This window comes from Streptomyces sp. R33 (assembly GCF_041200175.1).
GTDB lineage: Bacteria > Actinomycetota > Actinomycetes > Streptomycetales > Streptomycetaceae > Streptomyces > Streptomyces katrae_B.
The window spans coordinates 5286892-5310864 of record NZ_CP165727.1; the positions used below are offsets into that span (position 1 = coordinate 5286892).

The window sequence follows — 23973 nt, forward strand, 5'->3', positions numbered from 1 at the left end:
GCCCGCGGTACGGCCGGTCAGTCCTGGCCGTACCGCGGGTCGACCGTCTCCGGGGACAGCCCCAGCAGCTCCGCCACCTGCTCCACCACGATCTCGTGCACGAGCAGGGCGCGCTCGTCCCGGCTCTTCGTGCGGATCTCCACCGGCCGCCGGAACACCACGACCCGCGCCGGCCGCCCCGTGCCCGCCGCCTCCGACAGCGCCCCGAGCGGCACCGCCTCGTCGTTCCAGCCGGCGTCCGGACCACCCGGCGGTCCAGGGACGTCCGCGACCACGAACTCCACCTCCGCCAGCTGCGGGAAGCGCCGCTCGAGCCGCTCGACCGAATCCCGTACGAGGTCCCCGAACAGCTCCGCCCGGCTCGCAGACAGCGGCACCTGCGGCGGGGCCAGCGGCCCGCGCATCCCCCGCCCGTGCCGGTCGCGACGGCGCGGCCGCGGCTCGGCGGGAGGCTCGGCGGGGCGGGGCGGGCCGGGAGGCAGGGGGCTGTCCGTCACCCCCGCAGCGTAGCCCCCGCAACCCCTCCCACCCGGGGGTTTCCGGACCCGCCGCGCCCCTCCGCAGGCACGACACGGGGGAGTGGGCTGCGGGAGAGTCGTCGCGGCCCGGTCAAGAGTGCGGTACCGTCCAACGTCGTGAGCCTTGTACGTCGCTGTTCGCGCACTGCGTGCGGCCGCCCTGCCGTCGCGACACTGACGTACGTCTACGCCGATTCGACCGCAGTTCTCGGCCCGCTCGCCACCTACGCGGAACCCCACTGCTACGACCTGTGCGCCGAGCACTCCGAGCGCCTGACCGCCCCGCGCGGCTGGGACGTCGTGCGCCTCACCGACGGCTCCGCGCCGTCCCGCCCGAGCGGCGACGACCTCGAAGCCCTGGCCAACGCCGTCCGCGAAGCGGCCCGCCCCCACGACCGGGCCGCCGAGGCCGGCGGAACCCGTCCCGGCAGCGGCGGCGGCAACACCGGGGAGACCCGTCGAGGACACCTGCGCGTCCTGCGTTCGCCCGACTCCTGACATACACATGGTCTGAAAAGTCGCTCTCCGTGCAGGGTAGGTTTGCTCCACGCACAGCACCTCAGGAGGGCAGGCAGTGGCCGCAGATCTTTCGAACATCGTCAAGGCGTACGACGTACGTGGTGTCGTACCGGACGAGTGGGACGAGTCGCTGGCCGAGCTGTTCGGTGCTGCTTTCGTCGAGGTCACCGGCGCCACGGCGATCGTCGTCGGCCACGACATGCGGCCCTCCTCGCCCGCCCTGTCCGGCGCGTTCGCCCGCGGCGCCGCCGTCCGCGGCGTCGACGTCACCCTGATCGGGCTGTGCTCCACCGACCAGCTGTACTACGCCTCCGGCATGCTGGACCTGCCCGGCGCGATGTTCACGGCCTCGCACAACCCGGCCCGCTACAACGGCATCAAGCTCTGCCGCGCCGGCGCCGCCCCCGTCGGCCAGGACACCGGCCTCTCCGCCATCCGCGAGCTCGTCGAGACGTGGTCCGACCAGGGCGCCCCGGCCGTCGCGGACGGCACCGTCCCGGGCACGGTCACCGAGCAGGACACCCTCGCCGGGTACGCCGAGCACCTCAAGTCCCTCGTCGACCTGAGCGGCATCCGCCCGCTCAAGGTGGTCGTGGACGCCGGCAACGGGATGGGCGGCCACACCGTCCCGACCGTCTTCGACGGCCTGCCCCTCGACGTCGTCCCGATGTACTTCGAGCTGGACGGCACCTTCCCGAACCACGAGGCCAACCCCCTCGACCCGAAGAACATCGTGGACCTCCAGGCCCGAGTGAAGGCCGAGGGCGCCGACCTCGGCCTCGCCTTCGACGGCGACGCCGACCGCTGCTTCGTCGTCGACGAGCGCGGCGAGGGCGTCTCCCCGTCCGCCGTCACCGCCCTGGTCGCGGCCCGCGAGCTGGCCCGCAACGGCGGCACCGGCACCGTGATCCACAACCTGATCACCTCCTGGTCCGTCCCGGAGGTCGTCCGCGAGCACGGCGGCACCCCCGTCCGCACCCGCGTCGGCCACTCCTTCATCAAGGAGGAGATGGCCAAGTCCGGCGCCATCTTCGGCGGCGAGCACTCCGCGCACTACTACTTCAAGGACTTCTGGAACGCGGACACCGGCATGCTCGCCGCGCTCCACGTCCTCGCGGCCCTCGGCGGCCAGGACGGCCCGCTCTCCGGGCTGGTCGCCTCCTACGACCGCTACGAGGGCTCCGGCGAGATCAACTCCACCGTCGCCGACCAGGCCGGCCGGCTCGCCGCCGTCAAGGCCGCGTACGGCACCGCCGAGGGCATCACCCTCGACGAGCTCGACGGCCTGACCGCCAGCTCCGCCGACTGGTGGTTCAACCTGCGCGCCTCCAACACCGAGCCGCTGCTGCGCCTCAACGTCGAAGCCCGCGACTCCGCGACCCTCGCCAAGGTCCGCGACGAGGTCCTGGCCCTGGTCCGCGCGTAAGCACCGTGTCACCGCCGGGCCGCGCGACGTGCAGCCCGGCGGTACGCTGACCTCGCCCAATCCGCATGTTCGAAGGGAACCGCCCCATGCCGCTCGAAGCCGGCCTTCTGGAGATCCTCGCCTGCCCCGCCTGCCACTCGCCCCTCGAGGACAAGTCGGCCGACGAAGCGGCTCCCGAGCTGATCTGCACCGGCCGGGACTGCGGCCTCGCCTACCCGGTCCGCGACGGCATCCCGGTCCTCCTCGTCGACGAGGCACGCCGCCCCGCCTGAGCCGCCGCCGCCCGGCCACCCGGGGCGTCCAGCCCCAGGCCGCGCAGGCACCGCACAGGCCCCACGGGGCGCCCGTCGCAGCGCCGGGCGCCCGAGCAACCGAGTCGCCCGCCCTTCTGAACCAGCTGTCAGCCGGAGGCCGCAATGCTCGACGAGTCGCTCCTCGACGCACCGGACGAACTTGCCCGCGCCGACCGCCGCGGCCTGCTCCGCGGCGCCGCCGAGGCCGGGGCCAGAGTCCGTACCGCATCCCGGCACGCGACCGAGGCAGGCCTCGCCGACCTGCGCCCCGACGGCCGGCCCCGGGCCGTCCTCATCGCAGGCCCCGGGACCGCCGCCACCGGCGTCGCCGACCTGCTGGGCGCCCTCGCCGGAGCCTCCGCACCCGTCACCCGCCTGCACCCCACCGGCGTCGCACACGCCGCCGGCGCCCTGCGCTGGGCGCTGCCCGGCTGGGCCGGCTCTGTCGACCTGCTGCTCATCGCCACCACCGACGGCACCGAACCCGGGCTCGCCGTCCTCGCCGAGCAGGCCTACCGGCGCGGCTGCACCGTCGTCGCCGTCGCCCCCGAGCGCTCCCCGCTGAGCGAGGCCGTGGACGGCGCGCACGGGCTCCTGGTCCCGATGGCCAAGGCCCCGTACCAGGAGTACGACGAGTCCGCCGCGGCCGGGCCCGGCGCCCTGTGGGCCCTGCTGACCCCGCTGCTGCTGCTCCTCGACAAGGTCGGGCTGATCACCGCCGCCCCGGACACCCTCCAGCGCGTCGCCGACCGGCTCGACCACACCGCCGAGCGCTGCGGACCGGCCATCGCCACGTACTCCAATCCGGCCAAGACCCTCGCCGCCGAGCTCGCCGACACCCTCCCGCTCATCTGGAGCGAGGGCGCCGGCGCGGGCCCGGCCGGCCGCCGCTTCGCCGCCACCCTCGCCGAACTCGCCGGCCGCCCCGCACTGGCCGCCGACCTCCCCGAGGCGCTGCCCGCCCACGGGGTCCTGCTCGCCGGCTCCTTCGCCGCCGGTGCCGACCCCGAAGACTTCTTCCGTGACCGGGTGGAGGAGCCCCAGGCCCTCCGCGCCCGCATCGTCCTGCTGCGCGACCGGCCCACGGGCGGCCTCTCCGCAGCCCCGGCCGCGCGCGAGCTCGCCCTCAGCCACGACACGGCCATCAGCGAGCTCGAACCAGAGGAAGGCAGCGAACTGGAACAGCTCGCCGAACTCCTCGCCGTCACGGATTTCGCCACCGCCTACCTGGCGCTGGCGAGCAGGGGACACGGCTGAGCACACCACCGTGCCGGCCCTTCATCCAGGAAGACGGACGAAGATGGACCGCCTGACGAACACGATCCGCCCCTACGCCTGGGGATCGACCACCGCGATCCCCCAGCTCCTCGGCGTCGCCCCCACCGGGGAGCCCCAGGCCGAGATGTGGATGGGCGCGCACCCGGGCGCCCCGTCCCGCCTCGACCGCGGTGCCGGCGAGACCACCCTCGCGGACGTCATCGCCGCCGATCCCGAGCGCGAGCTCGGCGCGGCCGCCGTCGCCAAATTCGGCCCCAGGCTGCCCTTCCTCCTGAAGATCCTCGCGGCCGGGGCCCCGCTCTCCCTCCAGGTCCACCCCGACCTCGCGCAGGCGAAGGAGGGCTACGCCGACGAGGAGCGCCGCGGGATCCCCGCCGAGGCGGCCCACCGCAACTACAAGGACCCCAACCACAAGCCCGAGATGATCTGCGCGCTCACGCCCTTCGACGGCCTGTGCGGCTTCCGCCCGCCGCTGGAGGCCGCCGACCTGCTCGCGGGCCTCGGCGTCAACTCCCTCGTGCCGTACGTCGACCTGCTCCGGGCCCACCCGCAGGAGGCGGCCCTGCGCGAGATGCTCACCGCCGTACTGACCGCGGACCGCGCCGAGATGGCCCGTACGGTGGCGGAGACCGGCGCCGCCGTCGAACGCCTCGGGGGCCGGTACGCGCCGTACGCCTCGCTCGTGCACCACTTCCCCGGCGACCCGGGCGTGATCGCGGCCATGCTCCTCAACCACGTCCGACTCCAGCCCGGCGAGGCCATGTTCCTCGGTGCCGGAGTCCCGCACGCCTACCTCGACGGCCTCGGCGTGGAGCTGCTGGCCAACTCCGACAACGTGCTGCGCGCCGGACTCACCCCCAAACACGTGGACGTGCCCGAGCTGCTGAAGATCGTGCGGTTCGAGCCGGGCGACCCGGCCGTGCAGCGCCCCGAGGGCAATGGCGAGGAGGTCTACGAGAGCCCCATCGACGAATTCCGCCTCTCCCGCTTCGCCCTGGCCGCCGGCGCCGCCCCGCACACCCTCCCGGACGACGCCCCGCAGATCCTGCTGTGCACGGCGGGCCGCCCGAAGGCCGGCGAAGTGACCCTGGCCCCCGGAGAGTCGGTCTTCGTCCCGGCAGGCGAAAAGGTCGAACTGTCCGGAATCGGTACCATCTTCCGGGCCACCGTCGCCCTCTGACATGGCGTCCGGCGCTGCGGCTGCAACAATGTGCCGCCGTAGCGCGGCGCCCCGGGCAGGGCCGCCGCACCGAGGAAGGGACTCCGAAAACCCATGAGCGCGTCGGGCGGTACCAGGGCGATCGTGGCGGCACTCGCCGCCAATCTCGCCATCGCTGTAGCCAAGTTCGTGGCCTTCGTCTTCAGCGGCTCGTCGTCGATGCTCGCGGAAAGCGTCCACTCGCTGGCCGACTCCGGGAACCAGGGGCTGCTGCTCCTCGGCGGAAAGAAGGCCCAGCGCGAGGCGACGCCGGAACACCCCTTCGGGTACGGGCGCGAACGCTACATCTACGCCTTCCTCGTCTCCATCGTGCTCTTCACCGTCGGCGGCATGTTCGCCATCTACGAGGGCGTCGAGAAGGTCCAGCACCCGCACCCCATCGAGGCCTGGTACTGGCCGATCGGCGTGCTCGTCTTCGCCATCATCGCCGAGAGCTTCTCGTTCCGTACGGCGATCAAGGAGTCCAACGAGATCCGCGGCTCCCTGTCGTGGAGCCAGTTCATCAAGCGCGCCAAGGCCCCCGAGCTGCCGGTGGTCCTCCTGGAGGACTTCGGCGCCCTCGTCGGCCTGGTCCTCGCCCTCGGCGGCGTCGGCCTCGCGCTCGCGACCGGCAACGGCGTCTGGGACGGCATCGGCACCCTCTGCATCGGCACCCTGCTGCTCGTCATCGCCGTCGTGCTGGCCGCCGAGACCAAGTCCCTGCTGCTCGGCGAGGCCGCGGGCACGGAGGACGTCGAGAAGATCAGGGCAGCCCTCGTCGACGGCGACGTCGTCACCCGCGTGATCCACATGCGCACCCTCCACCTCGGCCCGGAGGAGCTCCTGGTCGCCGCCAAGATCGCGGTCGAGGGCCACGACACCGCGACGCAGGTCGCCGACGCGATCAACGCCGCCGAGGCCCGGATCCGCGAGGCGGTCCCGATCGCCCGCGTGATCTACCTGGAGCCGGACATCTATCACGCGCAGTCGGACACCTCCGCCAAGGCCTGACCCGGCGCCGCACCCGTACGAAGGCCCCCGCCGCGCGTCTCGCGCTCGGCGGGGGCCTTCGTACGTACGGGCGGCCCGCCCGGCCTACCCCTGCGGGCCCTCGACGGGCCCCACGGCCCCGAACACCGGCCAGGCCTGCGGGGGCCGCCGCGCGGCCCGCCGGCGCGCGACGAGCGCCGCGATCCCCAGCCCGGCGGCGACCGGCAGCGCGAGCAGACCGCTCATCACCACCAGGGGGACGACGGTGAACACCGGCCGGCTCCCGTCGACGACCACCCCGAGTACGTCCGCGACCGGCACCGTCCCGTCCGCCACGTCCTGGTGGTAGCGGGAGTCGGCGGAGTTCCCCCGGTTGTCGCCCATCAGGAACACCTTGCCCTCGGGCACCGCGACCGAGAAGCGGATCTTGTCCGGGGCCGGATCCGCGCCGTTCAGGTACGGCTCGGCGAGCGGCTGCCCGTTGAGGGTCGGTGCCGCGCTGCCGGGCGCGAAGGCGACCGCATCGCCGCCCACCGCCACGACGCGCAGCATGCGGTTCGCCCGGACCCCCGCCGGGTCCCATCCCTGCGGCCGGAACACCACGACGTCGCCGCGCCGCAGGTCCGCGGTGGACTTCCGGTAGAACACCGTTTCGCCCGGCCCGTGAACCGGAACCGTACGAAGGGCCCGCAGCCGGGGTGCGGTCGGCTACCGGATCTCGCGGAGCACACCGAGGATCGCCGGGCCGTCCGGCGCGGGACTGCAGCCGCTCGCGGAAATCGGCGCTTCTCGGCCCCGATGAGCCCTGCGCCTCCCACCCTCGAGGGGCGGTCCAAAAGAACCGGAAGACCTGAATACCGCCCGCCGGACTGCCCCTGCTTCGGTGTAGATTCGTCGTCAGTGTCAGGCGTCGCTGCTGATGGCGGTCGGGCGGTCCTCGCGACCGGCCGAGGGGAGAGAGGGCCCCCGACGGACTGAGTGCTCGGTGCACCGTCCCCACGGGCGATGCCCGGCTCAGCCGTACCCACCCTCTCGAACCATGAGGAGCAGCACCCATGGACTTCAAGGTCGCAGACCTTTCCCTCGCCGCCTTCGGCCGCAAGGAGATCACGCTGGCCGAGCACGAGATGCCCGGCCTCATGTCGATCCGCCGGGAGTACGCCGAGGCCCAGCCGCTGGCCGGCGCCCGCATCACCGGCTCGCTGCACATGACCGTTCAGACGGCCGTCCTGATCGAGACGCTGGTCGCCCTCGGCGCCGACGTCCGCTGGGCCTCCTGCAACATCTTCTCCACCCAGGACCACGCGGCCGCCGCCATCGCCGTCGGCCCGAACGGCACCCCGGAAAACCCGCAGGGCGTCCCCGTCTTCGCCTGGAAGGGCGAGACGCTGGAGGAGTACTGGTGGTGCACGGAGCAGGCGCTGACCTGGCCGAACACCCCCACCGGCGGCCCCAACATGATCCTCGATGACGGTGGTGACGCCACCCTCCTCGTCCACAAGGGCGTCGAGTTCGAGAAGGTCGGCTCCGCCCCGGACCCGTCCACGGCGGACTCCGAGGAGTACGGCCACATCCTCACCCTGCTGAACCGCACCCTCGGCGAGAGCCCGCAGAAGTGGACGCAGCTCGCGTCCGAGATCCGCGGTGTCACCGAGGAGACGACCACCGGCGTGCACCGCCTGTACGAGATGATGGCCGAGGGCACGCTGCTGTTCCCGGCGATCAACGTCAACGACGCCGTGACGAAGTCGAAGTTCGACAACAAGTACGGCTGCCGCCACTCGCTGATCGACGGCATCAACCGCGCCACCGACGTCCTCATCGGCGGCAAGGTCGCGGTCGTGTTCGGCTACGGCGACGTCGGCAAGGGCTGCGCCGAGTCGCTGCGCGGCCAGGGCGCGCGCGTCATCGTCACCGAGATCGACCCGATCTGCGCGCTGCAGGCCGCGATGGACGGATTCCAGGTCGCGACGCTGGACGACGTCGTCGAGACGGCCGACATCTTCATCACGACCACCGGCAACAAGGACATCATCATGGCCTCGGACATGGCCAAGATGAAGCACCAGGCGATCGTGGGCAACATCGGCCACTTCGACAACGAGATCGACATGGCCGGCCTGGCCAAGATCGAGGGCATCGTCAAGGACGAGGTCAAGCCGCAGGTCCACACCTGGAAGTTCCCCGACGGCAAGGTCCTCATCGTGCTGTCCGAGGGCCGTCTGCTGAACCTGGGCAACGCGACCGGCCACCCGTCGTTCGTGATGTCGAACTCCTTCGCGGACCAGACCCTGGCCCAGATCGAGCTCTTCACCAAGCCCCAGGAGTACCCGACCGACGTCTACGTGCTGCCCAAGCACCTCGACGAGAAGGTCGCCCGCCTCCACCTCGACGCCCTCGGCGTCAAGCTCACCACGCTCCGCCCGGAGCAGGCCGAGTACATCGGCGTCAAGATCGAGGGCCCGTACAAGCCGGACCACTACCGCTACTGATCCCCACGCGGCAGCAGCGACAGCACGTCACGCAGGCCCCCGGCGGAGATGCCGGGGGCCTGCCCCGTACTCAGGCAAGGACCGACACGATGCCCCGCGGCCGCTACTCGCTCCACGACCCGCACGACCACACCCCGCTCGGCGAGGAGCACTTCCACTGCGCCCCCGGCCCCTCCGGCTGGCGCTACGTCTCCCAGCTCACCGGCCCGGACGGCGACCACCGCGGCTCGGTCGACCTGGCGGTCGACGAACTCGGCCGTCCCATCCGCCTCGAGGTGAACGCCTCCAGCTGGCAGGTGCGCGGCGCCGCCATCGACGGTGTCACCTGGGTGCGCTCCGACCCCACCGGCACCGAGGCCATCGAGGGCAACGTCCCCGCCGCTGGCTTCACCGGCACCTCGCCGGCCTTCCTCGTCGCGACGGCCCGCCTGCTGCGCCTGACCCCCGGCGCCCCCGCCACCCGGGTCCGGCTCGTCGCACTCACCGACCCGGTGCTGGCGCCCCGTACGGTCGACCAGGCCTGGGCGCTGCTGGGGCGCGCCGAGCACGAGACGGACAGCGGGCCGCTCGTGGTGGACGAGTACCGCGTCACCGCCCTGGACACCGGCGAGGTCCACACCGTCCACCTGGCCGGGGACGTGGTCCTCGCGGCCCCGGGCATCGAGCTCGAACACCTGGAGACCCCGCCGTCGGCCTTCCCCGAGGACTGAAGCGGCGCTCCGCGAGGCGGCCCGGCGTCAGTGCTCCTCGTCCGGGTGGCTCCACTCGACCGCGCACGTCGCCGAAGGCGCGGCCTCCTTCGCGTACCAGGCGAGGGACTTCTCGAACTCCGGGCACCACAGGTGGGCGCGGCTGACGGAGACCGGGAAGTCGGTCCCGCCGGTGACGACGTGCCCACCACACCCCGGCTCGACGCCGATGCTCACCTGGCCGCCGATGCTCTCGTCCCGCATCAGCTCCCGGAGCTCCTCGACGACCGCCCGCGCCCGGGGCTCGTCCTCGATGCCCGTGACGCGGAAGGTGAAGGAGATGTTCGCCGACATGCCGTGCAGGCTAGGCGATCACGCCGGGGGCGCGAACCCGGTCGCGGGCCGCGGCGGCACGGGAGCCGCCGGAGCGGGCGCCACCACCGGGGCGGCGGGCGCTGCGGGCGCCCCGCCCGGGACCGGGGCCGGCTCACCCGCCTGCGGTACGGCCTGAGGTACGGGCGCCCCGGGAGCCGGGTGCCCCCACGCGGGCGGCGTCCCCGGAGCCGTCCCCCGCAGGCCCGCCACGGTCCCGGGCACCCCGGGCGCACCGGGACCGGCGCCGAAGGCGCGGGCCGCGTCCCGGGCCTGCCGCTCGTGCACCACCGCCATCAGGAACGCGGCAGCCGGCACCCCCACCGGCGGCGGCGTCCCCGTACGCGCGACCAGATCGTCCGCGAGCTTCGCCGCCATCGCGGCTCCCACCTGCGGGTCCAGCTGGTTCATCCGCGTCAGGTACTGCCGTATCGCCAGCCAGAGCCCTTCCGGCACGGCCGACAGATCCAGCCCGGAGAACCGTCCGGCCAGCCACGGCGGCGGCGGGGGCATCGGCATCACCGGCGCCCCCGCCACCCGCTCCCGCACGACCAGTGCGCCGGCGAACACGTCCCCGAGCCGGCGCCCCCGCGCCGACACCAACGACGCGATGCAGGCCACGGCCCCGAAGGTCCCCAGCAGTTCCACGACCCCCATCGCCCCGCGCACCAGCGCATGCCGGAACCGGATCGGGCCGCCGTCGTCGCGCACGACGCGCAGCCCGCAGGCGAGCTTGCCGAGCGAGCGCCCGTGGGACAGCGTCTCCACTGCGATCGGGACCCCGACCAGCACCAGGACGAAGCTCGCCACCGACACCGCGGCCTGCGCGGCCACGTCCAGCGAGGCGGTCGCGAAGGTCAGCCCGATCGAGATGATCAGATGCCCGGTGAGGTACACGAGCAGGTCGAGGAAGATGGCCAGTGCCCGGCTCGGCAGCCTCGCCGGCCGCAAACCCAGGACGACCGCGTCCCCCGTCACCAGATCGCTCACCCTGCACACCTTTCCCGTGACCGGACCCGCCCCTTGGTCGTCCAGTCTGCCAAGCTGACCACGGCAGGAGTAAGCAGAAGCAGGGTCCTGGGGCAGGGGAGCGGCAACCGGATGGATCTCGACGTCTTCGTGACGGCCCACCGGGCGGAATGGGACCGCCTCGAACAGCTGCTGGGCCGCGGCCGGAGGCTGACCGGCGCCGAGGCGGACGAGCTGGTCGCGCTCTACCAGCGGGCCTCCACGCACCTCTCTCTGATCCAGTCCAGCGCCCCCGAGCCCAGGCTCACGGGCCGGCTGACGCAGCTCGTCGCCCGCGCCCGTGCCACGGTGACCGGCGCCCGCCGCGGCGGCTGGCGCGACGCGGCCCGCTTCTTCACCGTCGGCTTCCCGGCGGCGGTCTACCGCAGCCGCCGCTGGTGGATACCGACGGCTCTGATCTCCGTCGCGATCGCGGTGCTCCTGGGCTGGTGGATAGCCACCCACCCGGAGGTCCAGAGCGCCATTGCGGCCCCGGACGACCTGAAGGCGCTCACGAAGCCGGGCGGCGGGTACGAGACGTACTACTCGAGCAACCCGGCGGGTTCGTTCGCGGCGCAGGTCTGGACGAACAACGCCCAGGCCGCTGCGATATGCCTGGTCCTGGGCGCGTTCCTGGGGATTCCGGTGCTCTGGATCCTCTTCCTGAACATGCTCAACCTCGGCACCGGCATCGGCCTGATGGCCTCGGCCGACCGCCTCGACGTCTTCCTCGGCCTGATCCTGCCGCACGGCCTGCTCGAACTGACCGCGGTCTTCGTCGCGGCGGGCACCGGCCTCCGCCTCGGCTGGACGGTCATCGACCCGGGACCCCGCACCCGCCGCGCCGCCCTCGCCGAGCAGGGCCGCGCCGCGCTGGGCATGGCGATCGGCCTGGCGGTGGTCCTGTTCGTCTCGGGCCTGATCGAGGGCTTCGTAACCCCTTCCGGCCTCCCGACCTGGGCCCGCATCGCGATCGGAGTAGTCGCCGAGGCCGCGTTCCTGGCGTACGTCTACGTCCTGGGCGGCCGGGCCTCGAGCGCGGGCGAGGCGGGCGACGTGGAGGCAGCCGACCAGACGGCCACCCTGCCGACCGCGGCCTGATGTGCGTACGACCCCGCTGAGCTGCTAGTCTCCTCGTCGTCCCGCAGCGACTGTTGACACAGGCGCCGTGGGGAGGTAGATTTCAACGGTTGCCTCGAACTGGACAAGTTCGGCAGTGATCGATTAACATCTCTCTCGCCCCCAAGGAATTGAATTCCACTGGGGCACCGTCGACTCCTCATCCAGGAATCCGAAGCCGGGAAATCCGGTGGAAAACTTCTGGTAGGGTCGGCATCGCCGGAAAGGGAAAACGCGAAAGCGAAGACCTGGAAAGCAAACCCCGCTTCGACCGGGAATCGGACACGAAAGAGTCTGATAGAGTCGGAAACGAAGAACGAAAGCCCGGAGGAAAACCCGAGAGGGTGAGTACAAAGGAAGCGTCCGTTCCTTGAGAACTCAACAGCGTGCCAAAAATCAACGCCAGAAGTTGATACCCCGTCCACTTCGGTGGATGAGGTTCCTTTGAAAAAGACCTGTGAGGTCGCCTTCGGGTGATGCTTGCAGGCAACAACACAGCGAGGACGCAGTGGTCAGTCGGTCATATTCCGACCATGACTGGCCCGCTCAACGTGTGTGTGCACCGGATTACCGGTAAACATTCATGGAGAGTTTGATCCTGGCTCAGGACGAACGCTGGCGGCGTGCTTAACACATGCAAGTCGAACGATGAAGCCCTTCGGGGTGGATTAGTGGCGAACGGGTGAGTAACACGTGGGCAATCTGCCCTTCACTCTGGGACAAGCCCTGGAAACGGGGTCTAATACCGGATAATACTCCTGCCTGCATGGGCGGGGGTTGAAAGCTCCGGCGGTGAAGGATGAGCCCGCGGCCTATCAGCTTGTTGGTGGGGTAATGGCCCACCAAGGCGACGACGGGTAGCCGGCCTGAGAGGGCGACCGGCCACACTGGGACTGAGACACGGCCCAGACTCCTACGGGAGGCAGCAGTGGGGAATATTGCACAATGGGCGAAAGCCTGATGCAGCGACGCCGCGTGAGGGATGACGGCCTTCGGGTTGTAAACCTCTTTCAGCAGGGAAGAAGCGAAAGTGACGGTACCTGCAGAAGAAGCGCCGGCTAACTACGTGCCAGCAGCCGCGGTAATACGTAGGGCGCAAGCGTTGTCCGGAATTATTGGGCGTAAAGAGCTCGTAGGCGGCTTGTCACGTCGGATGTGAAAGCCCGAGGCTTAACCTCGGGTCTGCATTCGATACGGGCTAGCTAGAGTGTGGTAGGGGAGATCGGAATTCCTGGTGTAGCGGTGAAATGCGCAGATATCAGGAGGAACACCGGTGGCGAAGGCGGATCTCTGGGCCATTACTGACGCTGAGGAGCGAAAGCGTGGGGAGCGAACAGGATTAGATACCCTGGTAGTCCACGCCGTAAACGTTGGGAACTAGGTGTTGGCGACATTCCACGTCGTCGGTGCCGCAGCTAACGCATTAAGTTCCCCGCCTGGGGAGTACGGCCGCAAGGCTAAAACTCAAAGGAATTGACGGGGGCCCGCACAAGCGGCGGAGCATGTGGCTTAATTCGACGCAACGCGAAGAACCTTACCAAGGCTTGACATATACCGGAAAGCATTAGAGATAGTGCCCCCCTTGTGGTCGGTATACAGGTGGTGCATGGCTGTCGTCAGCTCGTGTCGTGAGATGTTGGGTTAAGTCCCGCAACGAGCGCAACCCTTGTCCTGTGTTGCCAGCATGCCCTTCGGGGTGATGGGGACTCACAGGAGACCGCCGGGGTCAACTCGGAGGAAGGTGGGGACGACGTCAAGTCATCATGCCCCTTATGTCTTGGGCTGCACACGTGCTACAATGGCCGGTACAATGAGCTGCGATACCGTGAGGTGGAGCGAATCTCAAAAAGCCGGTCTCAGTTCGGATTGGGGTCTGCAACTCGACCCCATGAAGTCGGAGTCGCTAGTAATCGCAGATCAGCATTGCTGCGGTGAATACGTTCCCGGGCCTTGTACACACCGCCCGTCACGTCACGAAAGTCGGTAACACCCGAAGCCGGTGGCCCAACCCGTAAGGGAGGGAGCTGTCGAAGGTGGGACTGGCGATTGGGACGAAGTCGTAACAAGGTAGCCGTACCGGAAGGTGCGGCTGGATCACCTCCTTTCTAAGGAGCACAGTACCGATTGCAGACAAACGTTCTGCACGGTCAGCTCATGGGTGGAACGTTGATTAGTTGGCACGGTTTTCCGGATGGATCACGAGTACTGCTTCGGCGTGGAAAGTGACTCACTGACGGAGGATCGTGCCTGGCACGTTGTTGGGTCCTGAAGGTACGGCCGTATGGTCTTGTCTTCAGTGCCGGCCCCAGTGAACTCGCCAGCTTGTCTGGTGGGGTGATGGGTGGCTGGTCGTTGTTTGAGAACTACACAGTGGACGCGAGCATCTGTGGCCAAGTTTTTAAGGGCGCACGGTGGATGCCTTGGCACCAGGAACCGATGAAGGACGTGAGAGGCCGCGATAGGCCCCGGGGAGCTGCCAACTGAGCTTTGATCCGGGGGTGTCCGAATGGGGAAACCCGGCAGTCGTCATGGGCTGTCACCCGCTGCTGAACACATAGGCAGTGTGGAGGGAACGAGGGGAAGTGAAACATCTCAGTACCCTCAGGAAGAGAAAACAACCGTGATTCCGGGAGTAGTGGCGAGCGAAACCGGATGAGGCCAAACCGTATGCGTGTGATACCCGGCAGGGGTTGCGCATGCGGGGTTGTGGGAATGAGCTTGATCGGTCTGCCGGCCGGTCGGCGAGTCAGAAACCGTTGATGTAGTCGAAGGACATGCGAAAGGTCCGGCGTAGAGGGTAAGACCCCCGTAGACGAAACATCAGCGGCTTGCTTGCTCATCTCCCAAGTAGCACGGGGCCCGAGAAATCCCGTGTGAATCTGGCGGGACCACCCGCTAAGCCTAAATATTCCCTGGTGACCGATAGCGGATAGTACCGTGAGGGAATGGTGAAAAGTACCGCGGGAGCGGAGTGAAATAGTACCTGAAACCGTGTGCCTACAAGCCGTGGGAGCGTCGCTCATTGGGTTTACCCAATGGGTCGTGACTGCGTGCCTTTTGAAGAATGAGCCTGCGAGTTAGCGGTGTGTAGCGAGGTTAACCCGTGTGGGGAAGCCGTAGCGAAAGCGAGTCCGAATAGGGCGATTGAGTTGCACGCTCTAGACCCGAAGCGGAGTGATCTAGCCATGGGCAGGTTGAAGCGGAGGTAAGACTTCGTGGAGGACCGAACCCACCAGGGTTGAAAACCTGGGGGATGACCTGTGGTTAGGGGTGAAAGGCCAATCAAACTCCGTGATAGCTGGTTCTCCCCGAAATGCATTTAGGTGCAGCGTCGTGTGTTTCTTGCCGGAGGTAGAGCACTGGATAGGCGATGGGCCCTACCGGGTTACTGACCTTAGCCAAACTCCGAATGCCGGTAAGTGAGAGCACGGCAGTGAGACTGTGGGGGATAAGCTCCATGGTCGAGAGGGAAACAGCCCAGAGCATCGACTAAGGCCCCTAAGCGTACGCTAAGTGGGAAAGGATGTGGAGTCGCAGAGACAACCAGGAGGTTGGCTTAGAAGCAGCCACCCTTGAAAGAGTGCGTAATAGCTCACTGGTCAAGTGATTCCGCGCCGACAATGTAGCGGGGCTCAAGCGTACCGCCGAAGTCGTGTCATTGCAGCAATAGGGCCAACGCCCGCTGTGATGGGTAGGGGAGCGTCGTGTGCCGGGTGAAGCAGCAGCGGAAGCTAGTTGTGGACGGTTCACGAGTGAGAATGCAGGCATGAGTAGCGATACACACGTGAGAAACGTGTGCGCCGATTGACTAAGGGTTCCTGGGTCAAGCTGATCTGCCCAGGGTAAGTCGGGACCTAAGGCGAGGCCGACAGGCGTAGTCGATGGACAACCGGTTGATATTCCGGTACCCGCTTTGAAACGCCCAATATCGAATCAGGCGATGCTAAGTCCGTGAAGCCGTTCCGGACCCTTCGGGGAAAGGAAAGTGGTGGAGCCGACGAACCAGACTTGTAGTAGGTAAGCGATGGGGTGACGCAGGAAGGTAGTCCAGCCCGGGCGGTGGTTGTCCCGGGGTAAGGGTGTAGGCCGAGGGGTAGGCAAATCCGTCCCTCATATAAGGCTGAGACCTGATGCCGAGCCGATTGTGGTGAAGTGGATGATCCTATGCTGTCGAGAAAAGCCTCTAGCGAGTTTCATGGCGGCCCGTACCCTAAACCGACTCAGGTGGTCAGGTAGAGAATACCGAGGCGTTCGGGTGAACTATGGTTAAGGAACTCGGCAAAATGCCCCCGTAACTTCGGGAGAAGGGGGGCCATCACTGGTGATCGGACTTGCTCCGTGAGCTGGGGGTGGCCGCAGAGACCAGCGAGAAGCGACTGTTTACTAAAAACACAGGTCCGTGCGAAGCCGTAAGGCGATGTATACGGACTGACGCCTGCCCGGTGCTGGAACGTTAAGGGGACCGGTTAGTGCGCTTTCGGGCGTGCGAAGCTGAGAACTTAAGCGCCAGTAAACGGCGGTGGTAACTATAACCATCCTAAGGTAGCGAAATTCCTTGTCGGGTAAGTTCCGACCTGCACGAATGGCGTAACGACTTCTCGACTGTCTCAACCATAGGCCCGGTGAAATTGCACTACGAGTAAAGATGCTCGTTTCGCGCAGCAGGACGGAAAGACCCCGGGACCTTTACTACAGTTTGATATTGGTGTTCGGTTCGGCTTGTGTAGGATAGGTGGGAGACTTTGAAACCCCAACGCCAGTTGGGGTGGAGTCGCCGTTGAAATACCACTCTGGTCGTGCTGGATGTCTAACCTCGGTCCGTGATCCGGATCAGGGACAGTGTCTGATGGGTAGTTTAACTGGGGCGGTTGCCTCCCAAAGGGTAACGGAGGCGCCCAAAGGTTCCCTCAGCCTGGTTGGCAATCAGGTGTTGAGTGTAAGTGCACAAGGGAGCTTGACTGTGAGACCGACGGGTCGAGCAGGGACGAAAGTCGGGACTAGTGATCCGGCGGTGGCTTGTGGAAGCGCCGTCGCTCAACGGATAAAAGGTACCCCGGGGATAACAGGCTGATCTTCCCCAAGAGTCCATATCGACGGGATGGTTTGGCACCTCGATGTCGGCTCGTCGCATCCTGGGGCTGGAGTCGGTCCCAAGGGTTGGGCTGTTCGCCCATTAAAGCGGTACGCGAGCTGGGTTTAGAACGTCGTGAGACAGTTCGGTCCCTATCCGCTGTGCGCGTAGGAATATTGAGAAGGGCTGTCCCTAGTACGAGAGGACCGGGACGGACGAACCTCTGGTGTGCCAGTTGTCCTGCCAAGGGCATGGCTGGTTGGCTACGTTCGGGAGGGATAACCGCTGAAAGCATCTAAGCGGGAAGCCTGCTTCAAGATGAGTATTCCCACCTCCTTGAGAGGGTAAGGCTCCCAGTAGACGACTGGGTTGATAGGCCAGATGTGGAAGCCCGGTAACGGGTGGAGCTGACTGGTACTAATAGGCCGAGGGCTTGTCCTCAGTTGCTCGCGTCCACTGTGTTAGTTCTGAAATAACGAACAGCTGTGTTCATGCCAGCGTTCAAATTTCATAGTGTTTCGGTGGTCATAGCGTTAGGGAAACGCCCGGTTACATTCCGAACCCGGAAGCTAAGCCTTTCAGCGCCGATGGTACTGCAGGGGGGACCCTGTGGGAGAGTAGGACGCCGCCGAACAATCATTGTGGGAAAGCCCCGCACCTTATGGTGCGGGGCTTTTCTGCGTTTACGGGCCGATGGTCGAAATTCGGTCTCGCGCCGCTTTTCCTACCAGTCGGCGGGGTAGCTCTTGAGGCTGCTGGTGTCGAGCGTCCAGCGGCCGGCGGTGACGGTGCTCCCGAAGGCATGGGGGACCTTCTTGCGGTAGCGGATGCCGTCGGGGCCTTCCGATGGGTCGCTGTGCACCGTGACGGTCCTCTTGTCCTTGCGGGGGTCTACGACGACGTACAGCGGGACCCCCATCCTCGGGTAGTCGTGCAGCTTGTCGCGGATGTCGGTCAGTGAGTTCGTGCGGGAGACGACCTCCACCACCATCAGGACATCGCGGGAGTTGACGACCTTCGCCGTGTCGTCGGTGTCCTCCTCCGTGATGACCATGAGATCCGGAACCTTGGTCAGGCCGGTCATCGGCCATGATGTCCTCCTGGTGGGTACGCCGCCAGCGTATCCAGTGGAGCCCTTAGAGGCGGCCGGCGGACTTCAGGGCCAGGTAGGCGTCTGCCAGGGCGGGGGCCAGGGTGTCCGGGGTGGCGTCGACCACGTGGACGCCGTGGCGGGTGAGCTGTTCCGCGGTGCGGCGGCGGGCGGCTTGGGACTGGGTGCCGGCCGCGGCCTCGTAGACCGCGTCGAGCGTGCCGCGGGATTTCGTCATCTCCTCTACGTGGGGGTCGGCGACCGAAGCCAGCAGAACCGTGTGACGCTGCGTGAGGCGGGGGAGGAGGGGGAGCAGGCCTTCCTCTATCGGGGCCGCGTCCAGGCTCGTCAGAAGGACCACCAGGGACCGGCGCGGGGCGTTTCGCAGGACGGTGGAGACCAGGGTGCGGGCGTCGGTTTCGACGAGCTCCGGCTCCAGGGTGGCCATGGCGTTCACGAAGGCCGGGAGGACGTCGCCGGCCGAGCGGCCCTGGACCTGGGCACGGGTACGGCGGTCGTGGGCCAGCAGGTCGACGCGGTCGCCCGCGCGGGAGGCCAGTGCGGCCAGCAGCAGGGCCGCGTCCATCGCGGAGTCCAGGCGCGGGGCGTCGCCGACCCGGCCCGCCGAGGTGCGGCCGGTGTCCAGGCAGATCAGGATGTGCCGGTCGCGTTCCGGGCGCCAGGTGCGGACGGCGACCTTGTCCTGGCGGGCGGTGGCCCGCCAGTCGATGGAGCGGGTGTCGTCGCCGGGGACGTAGTCGCGGAGGCTGTCGAACTCGGTGCCCCCACCGCGGGTCAGGAGGCTCGTACGGCCGTCCAGTTCGCGCAGCCGGGCCAGGCGCGAGGGGAGGTGCTTGCGGCTGGTGAACGGCGGCAGGACCCGGACCGTCCAGGGGACGGTGTGGGTGCCCTGGCGGGCGAGCAGGCCGAGCGGTCCGTACGAGCGGATCGTCACGCGGTCGGCGCGGCGGTCCCCGCGGCGGGTGGGGAGCAGCCGGGTGGTGATCCGGCGGCGTTCGCCGGCCGGGATCGTCAGGGTGTGCCGGGAGGCTTCGGCCTCGGTGCCGGGGAGCCAGCTGCTGGGGGGCCAGGCGTCGCGGATCCGGGCCCGGAGCGTGCGGGTGCCCGGGTTGGTGACGGTGAGGTGGACCTGCGCCGGTTCGCCGAGGCGGATCGAGGTGTCACCCGTGCGGGTGAGGTTGAGCCTGCGGACCGGTGCGGCGAGGGCGTAGTCGACGGCGCAGGCCAGGGCGAGGGTGCCGTTGACCGCGAGCATCCCCGTCCAGCTGGGTTCGAGGATGCCGACGGGGAGGCTTCCGAGGGCCGCCAGCAGGGCGGCGCGTCCGGTGAGGGCCATCAGCGCGGGACGGGGACGTGGGCCAGGATCGCGGTGATGACGGCGTCGGCCGTGACCCCTTCCATCTCGGCTTCAGGGCGGAGCTGGACGCGGTGGCGCAGGGTGGGCAGGGCGAGGGCCTTGACGTCGTCAGGGGTGACGTAGTCGCGGCCGGTGAGCCAGGCCCAGGCGCGGGCGGTGGCCAGCAGGGCGGTCGCGCCGCGCGGGGAGACGCCGAGGGTGAGGGACGGCGATTCGCGGGTGGCGCGGCAGATGTCGACGACGTACCCGGCGATCTCCGGGGAGACGGACACCTTGGCGACGGCTTCGCGGGCGGTCTGGAGCTCGGCCGCGCCGGCGACGGGGCGCAGGCCCGCGGCCTGGAGGTCGCGGGGGTCGAAGCCCGCGGCGTGCCGGGTCAGGACGCCGATCTCGTCCGCGCGGGAGGGCAGGGGCACGGTGAGCTTGAGGAGGAAGCGGTCCAGCTGGGCTTCGGGGAGGGGGTACGTGCCCTCGTACTCGACCGGGTTCATGGTGGCGGCGACGAGGAACGGCTCGGGGAGCCCCCGCGGGGTGCCGTCGACGGTGACCTGGCGCTCCTCCATGGCTTCGAGGAGGGAGGACTGGGTCTTGGGCGGGGTCCGGTTGATCTCGTCGGCGAGGAGGAGGTTGGTGAAGACCGGGCCGTTCTGGAAGGAGAACTCGGCGGTGCGGGCGTCGTAGACGAGCGAGCCGGTGACGTCGCTGGGCATCAGGTCCGGGGTGAACTGGACGCGCTTGGTGTCGAGGGCGAGGGAGGCGGCGAGGGCCCGTACGAGGAGGGTCTTGGCGACGCCGGGTACGCCTTCGAGGAGGACGTGGCCGCGGCACAGGAGGGCGACGACGAGACCGGTGACGGCCGAGTCCTGGCCGACGACGGCCTTTGCGATCTCGGTGCGGATCGCTTCCAGCGAGGAGCGGGCGCTGTCCGTGGTGGCCGTCATGAGGTGCGGACCTCTCTTTCGAGGGCGTCGAGGTGGTCGGCGAGCGCGACGAGTGCCGCGTCGGTGGTGGGTGTGGTGCCGAAGAGGAGGGCGGTCAGGTCCTGCTGTCGGTCCGTCAGGCGGGCGGACACGGCGGGGACCAGGGCCGCGGGTTCGTGGGCCCGGCCGGGCGGTACGCCGACCAGGGCGGCCAGGCGTTCGCGGGCGGCGGTGCGCAGCACGGTGGCGGCGCGGTCGCGGGCGCCGGCCTTGCGGTAGAGGCGGGCGCGGCCCTCGGTGGTCTCGGAGGCGCGGACGGCGACGGGCAGCTTCTCGGTGACGAGGGGGCCGAGTCGGCGGGCGCGCCAGAGGGCGGCGAGGGCGGCGGCGGTGAAGAGCTGGAGGAGGGCCCAGCCCCAGCCGCGGGGGACGAGCTCGAGGAGGCCCTTCTCCTGGGCGGGGTCCTCGTCCTGGACCTCGGTGAGGGAGGGCAGGTACCAGACGAGGTCGGGGCGGGAGCCGAGGAGTTGGAGGGCGAGGGAGGCGTTGCCTTCGGAGGCGAGCTGCTTGTTGAGGAGGAGCGTTTCGGAGCCGAGGAGGACGGTGTCGCCGCCGGGGGTGCCGGAGGGGAGGACGAGGAGGGTGGGGTGACCGCCACTGGGGTAGCAGGCGGTGCCGGTTGCTCCGCCGGCGTAGCGGTGGCCGCCGCCGGTGGTGGCGCGGCCGGCGGCGACGGCGGCGGGCAGGGCGCAGCCGGGGTCGAGGTTCTCGTCGAGGGCGTCACCCTTGGTGCGGGCGGCCGGGGCCAGGTCGGGGAGGCTGACGACGCCGGGGGCGAGCAGGACGGTGCGGCCGCCGGAGAGGTCGATGGCGGAGCGGATGTCGCGGCGCTGGGTGTCGCCCAGCCGGTCGGGGTCGGTGACCAGCAGGGTGGTGCCGGGGCCGGCCGCGGCGGCGGCCTCGCGGGCGGTGGTGACGACGCGGGTGGTGACGCCGCGGGCCTGGAGCAGCTCGGCCACGGCCCTGCTGCCGTCGGGGTCGGCGGAGCGGGGGTCGAGCCGTCCGTGGCGGCTCCCGGAGCCGAGGGCCGCGAGGGCGACGGCGCCGACGAGCAGGATGCCGAGGCAGATGAGAGCCCCGCGGGAACGCCGCCAGACGACGCCGGGGGTGATCCCCCCGAGGGCCGTGCCAGGGGCTGCGCCGGGCGCCTTGGCCGTGGCTGCGCCGGGCTGCGGGGCGGCTGCCGGGGCGGGGGTGCGCGGGTCTGGGGCGCCGGGGGCGGTCATGCCGGGGGTCCCGTCAGGAGCGGCTTCGTGCGGGCCAGGGTGGTGTCGAGGGTGCGGAGGCGGGCGTACACGGCCTCGTCGCCGGGGCGGCCGCCGTACGTGACGTCGTCGAAGGTGCGGGCCGCCGCGCGGAGGGCGTCGGCGTGGTCCGGGAGGGAGCGCGCGGCTTCGGCGGCCGCCTCGTCGGCGGTGCGGCCCGGGCGGGGGTCGAGCAGGGTGCGTTCCTCGAGCGAGCGGACGACGGCCCGCATGCGTTCCTGGACGGCTTCGGTCCAGCGGCCCGCGGCGGCGTGCGCGTCGGCGGCGGTGCGGTGGTCGGCGGCGCTGCGCAAGGAGTCGCCGAAGACCCCGGCCGACGCGGTGGCGGTCCGGCGGGGGGAGCCGAGCCGCCACCACAGGGCGGCGAGGGCCAGTACGACGAGGGCGGCGATCGCGACCAGGCCCAGGGTGCCGCCGGGGGTGGCGCCCGAGGCGTGGTCGAAGAGGTTGCCGACCCATTCCCAGAACCGGTCCAGGGCGCGCTGGAACAGGCCCGGGTCGTCCCGGTGGTACATCGGCTCGGACAGTTCGTGCTCTGCCGCCTCGCGGGCGGCGTCGCGCGGTGTCGTCACCGGTGGTTGCTCCGCGGCCGGCAGGAGCGCCGCGGAGAGCGTGATGAGACCCCCCGTGCTCATCATCCGTGCATCAGCCTCCGGTCGGCGGTGCGGCGGCGTCCGGGCCGTAGTTCTCCAGGCCTGCCGCCCGGGCGAGCTCCAGGTCGAGGGCCTCGCGCCGGATGCGCTGGTCGACGTACAGGAGGACGGTGACGCCCGACTGGATCGGCATGGTGATGGTCTGCGCGATGACCGCGCCGACCGCGGAGAGGATCAGCGGCGCCCAGCCCGTGGCGGCGGTGCCGTTCTTGAGGCTTTCCATCCCGCCGTCGGCGATGCCGATGGCGAACCCGACCGCCGTCAGCGGCCAGACGATGATCGCCGCGACGAACGCGGTGATCAGGCCGGTCAGGGCGGTGATGCCGAAGATGCGCCACCACGAGCCCTGGACGAGCCTCGAGGAGCGGCGCAGCGAGGTGATGACGTTGCTCTTCTCCAGCATCAGCGCGGGCGAGGCCAGGCTGAACTTGAGCGCGAGCCAGATGAGCAGCGGGAGCGCGGCGAGGCCGCCGGCGATGGCGATGCCGACGCTGCCCAGGAGGATGCCGGGCAGGAGCATCACGAGGATGATGACGACGCCGCCGAGGGCGGTCAGGAGGGTCAGCCCGAGCAGGCGGGGCAGCTGGGGGCGGGCGTCGCGCCAGGCTTCGCCGATCGAGGAGCCGTGGCCGAGCACGGCACGGCTGAAGATCATCGTGAGCATGGCCGTGGCCACGATGGTCCCGAGGAGCTGGACGAAGGCGTTCGCGAGCACGGCCACCATGCTGCCGCCGAGGGCGTCGAGGACGTCCTCGAGGCTTTCCTGGGAGCCGGGGTCGGAGACGACGGCGAGGTCGGCGTAGGTGTACCTCTGCACGAGCACGCTGATGACCTGGATGACGGTGGCCACGACCAGGGTGATCGGCAGGACGCTCCGCCAGTGGGCGCGCATGGTGGCGACCGCGCCGTCGAGGATCTCGCCCAGGTCGAGGGGGCGCAGCGGGATCACGCCGGGCTTGGCGGCCGGGGGCTTGCCCCACTGGCCGGGGCCGCCCGGGTAGCCGTACCGGCCCTGCGCGCCCGGGGTGCCCTGCGGGCCGCCGTACGAGCCCCAGCCCGCGCCCGGCTGCGGCTGCTGCTGCGGGGCCTTCTGGGCCTGGGGGGCGCCGGGGCTGGACCACTCGCCGGGGGGCGGCTGCTCGGCGGACCACTTCGGTCCGCCGGCGGGCGGCGGGGTGCCGCCTTCGGTTCCTTCGGTGCCGTCCCGGCCGTCGGGTGCGCCCGGCCGCTCGCCGTCGGACGGGGAGGGTCCGGGCACGGCCCGGCCCGGAGAGTCGTTCATCGTCGCTCCTTCACGTGCACAGCAGGGCGGGGGGCGTCAGGGGGTGTCTTGTGGGTCAGGCCGGGCTCGCGGCGTCCGGTGCCGCGCCCCGCCGCGTTCTCGTCGGTCGCCGACGCTCCGCGTCGACTCCCTCCCTCCGCCTTGCGATCCACGACACCGGACGCCGCTCCCTGGTCCGGCCCGACCCACAAGACACCCCCTATTCGGCTGCCATCGTGCCACGTGGGAACGTTGAGCGGACCGGCCGTCCCCCCGGAACTCCGGCGGCCCGCGCCTTCAATTGTCGCCCGGATCCGGGGCAGACTGGTCGGTCTGATCTCCACGCAGGTCCGAGGGTCGATTTCCAGCCCTT

At 69.6% G+C, this 23973-nt stretch carries 18 protein-coding genes, 3 rRNA genes and 1 pseudogene; 12 read left to right on the forward strand and 10 right to left on the reverse strand.

From position 1 onward, the window contains the following. Positions 1 to 17: 17 nt before the first annotated feature. Complete coding sequence (locus AB5J51_RS24240) at positions 18 to 497, reverse strand: metallopeptidase family protein (RefSeq protein ID WP_078988167.1); 480 nt, start codon at positions 495 to 497, stop codon at positions 18 to 20. An 87-nt stretch (positions 498 to 584) separates the two neighbouring features. Here AB5J51_RS24240 and AB5J51_RS24245 point away from each other — a divergent pair, with 87 nt between their 5' ends. The 6 genes from AB5J51_RS24245 to AB5J51_RS24270 all read left to right on the forward strand — a co-directional run bounded on the left by AB5J51_RS24245 (position 585) and on the right by AB5J51_RS24270 (position 6243). Then, positions 585 to 1016 carry a DUF3499 domain-containing protein gene (locus AB5J51_RS24245; RefSeq protein ID WP_078988185.1) on the forward strand — a complete coding sequence of 144 codons (432 nt, stop codon included), beginning with the start codon at positions 585 to 587 and terminating at the stop codon, positions 1014 to 1016. A 76-nt stretch (positions 1017 to 1092) separates the two neighbouring features. Beyond that, on the forward strand, positions 1093 to 2463 hold the full coding sequence (locus AB5J51_RS24250) for a phosphomannomutase/phosphoglucomutase (protein ID WP_369778631.1): 1371 nt from the start codon (positions 1093 to 1095) through the stop codon (positions 2461 to 2463). Between the two features lie 86 nt (positions 2464 to 2549). Next, on the forward strand, positions 2550 to 2735 hold the full coding sequence (locus AB5J51_RS24255; RefSeq protein WP_030296876.1) for a Trm112 family protein: 186 nt from the start codon (positions 2550 to 2552) through the stop codon (positions 2733 to 2735). Positions 2736 to 2879: 144 nt separating this feature from the next. After that, the gene (locus AB5J51_RS24260) at positions 2880 to 4013 is read left to right on the forward strand and encodes an SIS domain-containing protein (protein ID WP_053791102.1); all 1134 of its coding nucleotides are present in this window, start codon (positions 2880 to 2882) and stop codon (positions 4011 to 4013) included. Between the two features lie 43 nt (positions 4014 to 4056). Next, positions 4057 to 5214 carry a mannose-6-phosphate isomerase, class I gene (manA, locus tag AB5J51_RS24265; protein WP_053791103.1) on the forward strand — a complete coding sequence of 386 codons (1158 nt, stop codon included), beginning with the start codon at positions 4057 to 4059 and terminating at the stop codon, positions 5212 to 5214. A 93-nt stretch (positions 5215 to 5307) separates the two neighbouring features. Next, a complete protein-coding gene (locus AB5J51_RS24270; RefSeq protein WP_053791104.1) occupies positions 5308 to 6243 on the forward strand; it encodes a cation diffusion facilitator family transporter in 936 nt (311 codons plus the stop codon). Positions 6244 to 6327: 84 nt separating this feature from the next. On the opposite strand, the gene lepB is transcribed toward AB5J51_RS24270, so the two are convergent. Next, positions 6328 to 6870: a signal peptidase I gene (gene lepB / locus AB5J51_RS24275; RefSeq protein WP_369778632.1), complete on the reverse strand. Its 543-nt coding sequence runs from the start codon at positions 6868 to 6870 to the stop codon at positions 6328 to 6330. A 407-nt stretch (positions 6871 to 7277) separates the two neighbouring features. On the opposite strand from lepB, the gene ahcY reads away from it, so the two are divergent. Both ahcY and AB5J51_RS24285 read left to right on the forward strand, forming a co-directional pair. Beyond that, the gene (ahcY, locus tag AB5J51_RS24280; protein ID WP_369778633.1) at positions 7278 to 8714 is read left to right on the forward strand and encodes an adenosylhomocysteinase; all 1437 of its coding nucleotides are present in this window, start codon (positions 7278 to 7280) and stop codon (positions 8712 to 8714) included. 89 nt (positions 8715 to 8803) lie between these two features. Next, positions 8804 to 9424: a hypothetical protein gene (locus AB5J51_RS24285; protein WP_053791106.1), complete on the forward strand. Its 621-nt coding sequence runs from the start codon at positions 8804 to 8806 to the stop codon at positions 9422 to 9424. Positions 9425 to 9451: 27 nt separating this feature from the next. On the opposite strand, the gene AB5J51_RS24290 is transcribed toward AB5J51_RS24285, so the two are convergent. Beyond that, positions 9452 to 9757 carry a hypothetical protein gene (locus AB5J51_RS24290; RefSeq protein ID WP_053791107.1) on the reverse strand — a complete coding sequence of 102 codons (306 nt, stop codon included), beginning with the start codon at positions 9755 to 9757 and terminating at the stop codon, positions 9452 to 9454. 18 nt (positions 9758 to 9775) lie between these two features. Further along, entirely contained in the window at positions 9776 to 10765 is a 990-nt protein-coding gene (locus AB5J51_RS24295; protein ID WP_369778634.1) for an RDD family protein, read from the reverse strand. A gap of 111 nt (positions 10766 to 10876) precedes the next feature. Between AB5J51_RS24295 and AB5J51_RS24300 the strand changes: the two genes are divergently transcribed. From AB5J51_RS24300 to rrf, 4 genes are all read left to right on the forward strand, one after another. Next, positions 10877 to 11884 carry a stage II sporulation protein M gene (locus AB5J51_RS24300; protein ID WP_369778635.1) on the forward strand — a complete coding sequence of 336 codons (1008 nt, stop codon included), beginning with the start codon at positions 10877 to 10879 and terminating at the stop codon, positions 11882 to 11884. Positions 11885 to 12482: 598 nt separating this feature from the next. After that, positions 12483 to 14007: ribosomal RNA gene (locus tag AB5J51_RS24305) — 16S ribosomal RNA — on the forward strand. Positions 14008 to 14290: 283 nt separating this feature from the next. After that, positions 14291 to 17414, forward strand: a 23S ribosomal RNA gene (locus AB5J51_RS24310). A 76-nt stretch (positions 17415 to 17490) separates the two neighbouring features. Further along, positions 17491 to 17607, forward strand: a 5S ribosomal RNA gene (gene rrf, locus AB5J51_RS24315). The 16S, 23S and 5S rRNA genes sit together here, the layout of an rRNA operon. Positions 17608 to 17697: 90 nt before the next feature. Here the strand turns inward: rrf and AB5J51_RS24320 are convergent. The 6 genes and pseudogenes from AB5J51_RS24320 to AB5J51_RS24345 all read right to left on the reverse strand — a co-directional run. Beyond that, a pseudogene (locus tag AB5J51_RS24320) lies at positions 17698 to 18063 on the reverse strand (Uma2 family endonuclease); the annotation flags it as partial. A gap of 46 nt (positions 18064 to 18109) precedes the next feature. Next, positions 18110 to 19420, reverse strand: coding sequence for a DUF58 domain-containing protein (locus tag AB5J51_RS24325; RefSeq protein ID WP_369778636.1), 1311 nt, complete (start codon positions 19418 to 19420; stop codon positions 18110 to 18112). Next, positions 19420 to 20382 carry a MoxR family ATPase gene (locus AB5J51_RS24330; RefSeq protein WP_136227489.1) on the reverse strand — a complete coding sequence of 321 codons (963 nt, stop codon included), beginning with the start codon at positions 20380 to 20382 and terminating at the stop codon, positions 19420 to 19422. The genes AB5J51_RS24325 and AB5J51_RS24330 overlap by 1 nt, the downstream gene beginning before the upstream one ends. Continuing rightward, positions 20379 to 21647 carry a DUF4350 domain-containing protein gene (locus tag AB5J51_RS24335; RefSeq protein WP_136227490.1) on the reverse strand — a complete coding sequence of 423 codons (1269 nt, stop codon included), beginning with the start codon at positions 21645 to 21647 and terminating at the stop codon, positions 20379 to 20381. Before AB5J51_RS24335 ends, AB5J51_RS24330 begins: the two co-directional genes overlap by 4 nt. Beyond that, on the reverse strand, positions 21644 to 22324 hold the full coding sequence (locus tag AB5J51_RS24340) for a DUF4129 domain-containing protein (RefSeq protein WP_369778637.1): 681 nt from the start codon (positions 22322 to 22324) through the stop codon (positions 21644 to 21646). The genes AB5J51_RS24335 and AB5J51_RS24340 overlap by 4 nt, the downstream gene beginning before the upstream one ends. Before the next feature lie 7 nt (positions 22325 to 22331). Next, complete coding sequence (locus AB5J51_RS24345) at positions 22332 to 23621, reverse strand: hypothetical protein (RefSeq protein ID WP_369778638.1); 1290 nt, start codon at positions 23619 to 23621, stop codon at positions 22332 to 22334. Positions 23622 to 23973 lie beyond the last annotated feature (352 nt).

Excerpts from the sequence above, each read along its gene's own strand:
- AB5J51_RS24255 (WP_030296876.1), top strand. The coding sequence starts at position 2,550 with ATGCCGCTCGAAGCCGGCCTTCTGGAGATCCTCGCCTGCCCCGCCTGC.
- AB5J51_RS24260 (WP_053791102.1), top strand. The coding sequence starts at position 2,880 with ATGCTCGACGAGTCGCTCCTCGACGCACCGGACGAACTTGCCCGCGCC.
- manA (WP_053791103.1), top strand. The coding sequence starts at position 4,057 with ATGGACCGCCTGACGAACACGATCCGCCCCTACGCCTGGGGATCGACC.
- AB5J51_RS24270 (WP_053791104.1), top strand. The coding sequence starts at position 5,308 with ATGAGCGCGTCGGGCGGTACCAGGGCGATCGTGGCGGCACTCGCCGCC.
- ahcY (WP_369778633.1), top strand. The coding sequence starts at position 7,278 with ATGGACTTCAAGGTCGCAGACCTTTCCCTCGCCGCCTTCGGCCGCAAG.
- AB5J51_RS24285 (WP_053791106.1), top strand. The coding sequence starts at position 8,804 with ATGCCCCGCGGCCGCTACTCGCTCCACGACCCGCACGACCACACCCCG.
- AB5J51_RS24290 (WP_053791107.1), bottom strand. The coding sequence starts at position 9,757 with ATGTCGGCGAACATCTCCTTCACCTTCCGCGTCACGGGCATCGAGGAC.
- AB5J51_RS24300 (WP_369778635.1), top strand. The coding sequence starts at position 10,877 with ATGGATCTCGACGTCTTCGTGACGGCCCACCGGGCGGAATGGGACCGC.
- AB5J51_RS24325 (WP_369778636.1), bottom strand. The coding sequence starts at position 19,420 with ATGGCCCTCACCGGACGCGCCGCCCTGCTGGCGGCCCTCGGAAGCCTC.
- AB5J51_RS24330 (WP_136227489.1), bottom strand. The coding sequence starts at position 20,382 with ATGACGGCCACCACGGACAGCGCCCGCTCCTCGCTGGAAGCGATCCGC.
- AB5J51_RS24335 (WP_136227490.1), bottom strand. The coding sequence starts at position 21,647 with ATGACCGCCCCCGGCGCCCCAGACCCGCGCACCCCCGCCCCGGCAGCC.
- AB5J51_RS24340 (WP_369778637.1), bottom strand. The coding sequence starts at position 22,324 with ATGATGAGCACGGGGGGTCTCATCACGCTCTCCGCGGCGCTCCTGCCG.
- AB5J51_RS24345 (WP_369778638.1), bottom strand. The coding sequence starts at position 23,621 with ATGAACGACTCTCCGGGCCGGGCCGTGCCCGGACCCTCCCCGTCCGAC.